General features: G+C 35.4%; 1 protein-coding gene and 1 pseudogene. One reads left to right on the top strand and one right to left on the bottom strand.

Annotation, left to right across the window (positions count from 1 at the left end; genetic code table 11):
• The first annotated feature begins 9 nt into the window (after positions 1-9).
• Complete coding sequence (locus tag DS2_RS19170; protein ID WP_051480032.1) at positions 10-2,289, top strand: DEAD/DEAH box helicase; 2,280 nt, start codon at positions 10-12, stop codon at positions 2,287-2,289.
• 52 nt (positions 2,290-2,341) lie between these two features.
• On the opposite strand, the pseudogene DS2_RS20940 reads toward DS2_RS19170, so the two are convergent.
• Positions 2,342-2,525 (bottom strand): annotated as a pseudogene (locus DS2_RS20940) (hypothetical protein); the annotation flags it as partial.

Here is a 2,525-nt window from a genome sequence, read left to right as displayed (position 1 = left end):
AAAAGCTAGGTGTGGTTTAACCGACGCTTACAAATCATCGCAATTGCTAAAAAGGTATTTTCTAATGCCGGAGATTTTCCAAATATAAAGCTCATAGACAAAAATTACCCTTCACTAAGTTTTAAGTACAATTTTTATTCTGAAGCTGAAATGGATTTTAGACAAGAGCTTAATACTGTCGAAGATCTTAACTTCCCTCTTACTGACTTTCAAAGATCGCTTTGGGAGAACCTTATAGCTGATGAAGATGTAATAACTGTAGCACCTACGTCAGCAGGGAAAACGCACATTATTCTTAGTTATTTAGTTAGAAGAATAATGGACTCAGATGGTGCTTTTGCTGCAATTATAGTCCCTACAAGAGCTTTAATTTCTGAGGTTGCTAATAAACTTTACGAGATAGCTAAAGAACACAATTTTGACCAGCAGATAGAGATCTGTACAGTACCAAAAGATAACACCTATGCAAATAAAACATTTTTCGTAATGACTCAAGAAAGATTGTTTGATGCGTTGCAAACAGGTGACTTAACATTCAACTATCTGTTTATCGATGAGGCACATAACATAACAGATGAAAGCAGAGGGGTGCTGCTTCACCTAACTATCGACAAATTGTTAGAAACTAGTGACTACCCACAAGTAATTATTAGTATGCCCTCTGCCAGTTATCAAGACTCATTCTCAACAGTATTTGATGGGGTGGAATTTACAAAAGAGATTACTTCTGTTTCACCTGTAGCTAAGATTTTAATGGAAGTAAGACCTGTAGGTCGAAATTTGACCATCCAGAGGTTGAACACAGAAGATAAAATAGAAATACCAAAAGGTTTTAATGGGAAGCATCTCTCAGATATAGCTATTAAGCTTGGTCAAGGTCATTGCAATATCATATATAGAAACCAAACAGATCATTGTGAAGTTATAGCGAGAAATATAGCGGAAAAAATAGAGTTTTTTAACACTACCAATGAATTAGAAGAAGCAGCAGATTACGTTGAAGAGTTCATCCATGATCGATTTACATTGGCTAGTAACTTGAGGAAAGGGGTTGCTTTCCATTATGGCCCTTTGCCAAGTTCTTTGAGGGTGATGATTGAAAATCTCGTTAAGGAAGAACAAATAAAGTTCGTCGCTTGCACTAGCACGCTGGCAGAAGGTGTTAATTTACCTGCAAAAAATCTATTTCTCTTTAAACCAATGCAGTCGGCAGGAATGGGAGCGCCAGAACGGTTAGATGATGTAAAAGTAAATAACATTACAGGAAGAGCTGGCAGAATGCTTGAGCACTTTGCTGGTAATGTCTTCATTGTTGAACCCGAAGAGTGGCAGGTGCAAGACTATTTTGAAGAGGTCGATACTGATGAGCAAAAGATCCCCACATTTTTCAAAGCACTTAATGAAGAGCTAGAACATGTTTACTTGGCTTTAAAAGGGCAGTATGCCCATGATGCAGAAGAGCAGTACAAGTTTTACACTATTGCTAATAAATTGATTAAGGAACTAGCTGAAGGCAATATAGATAGAACTCTCGAAGCAAATGAATTAGAGTTAGACCCTGAAGACGTAGAGTCATTGCATATGGCTGTAAAAAACGCATATAAAAGTTTATTAGTCGCTCCTTTTACTCTCGAAGCTAGCCCTACAATAGGTTATATACAGCAAAACAAGTTATTCAAATTTTTAAATGATACTACTAATTTAAATGAATGGGTTTTACCCCATCCAAAATCGAAAGATTTATATAAAGTTTTGGTTAAGGTTTGTGAAAAGCTAACTGAATTTGGTGTCTTTACTCCGACTGGTGATTATCAAATGACGTACATGGGGGTTATTGCTACAAAATGGGTTCAAGGGGGAAGCTTAAAGGATATTATTACCGAGCAACTTGAGTGGATGGAAAACCATAAGAAAAAAGAAACAGATTTAGTTAATCCAAATAAAGCAGTTAGAGATGTTATAAAAGTTATAAACAATGATATTCGATTCAGGATGGCAAATGCATTGCGCTGTTATCAAGTTTTATTGTCAAATGTTATAAAGTTAAAAAAGCTCGATTTAAATAGTATCAAACTACATACCTACATTGAGATCGGTGCTAGTGATGAGAGAATGATTGATTTGATTAATATAGGTTTATCCCGCGAGGCAGCTAAAGAAGTCAATGACAAGCTTTCAGCTAATGTTGAAATCGAGTCCTTGCATGGATTGTTAGAGCTTTTAAAAACAAATAAGCTAAATTCATTGCATCCAATAACTAGAAAAGAAGTATTATCAATGTCTAAGTAATTATTTTGTGCATTTGATCGGACAAAAAACAATACGTTTACTAAAAATTCAATTACTTCTTGTTTTTAAAATTAGCTAAAGCAGACTTTAATACTTCCTTAGCTATTTGCTCGTCTATATATTTTTGTCGTGTACTAATTTCGGTTTTAAAGGTAAAAAAAGCGTTGCTAAAATCTAGATGGACGTTGGAACCGTCTTCATTTTTACGAGGGCGTTCGAAAATCTGTGTCAGCCTA

The sequence above is a fragment of the Catenovulum agarivorans DS-2 genome, assembly GCF_000568405.1.
GTDB lineage: Bacteria > Pseudomonadota > Gammaproteobacteria > Enterobacterales > Alteromonadaceae > Catenovulum > Catenovulum agarivorans_A.
Note: the sequence above shows the minus strand (reverse complement) of the source record. Positions and strands in the feature narration are given on the sequence as shown.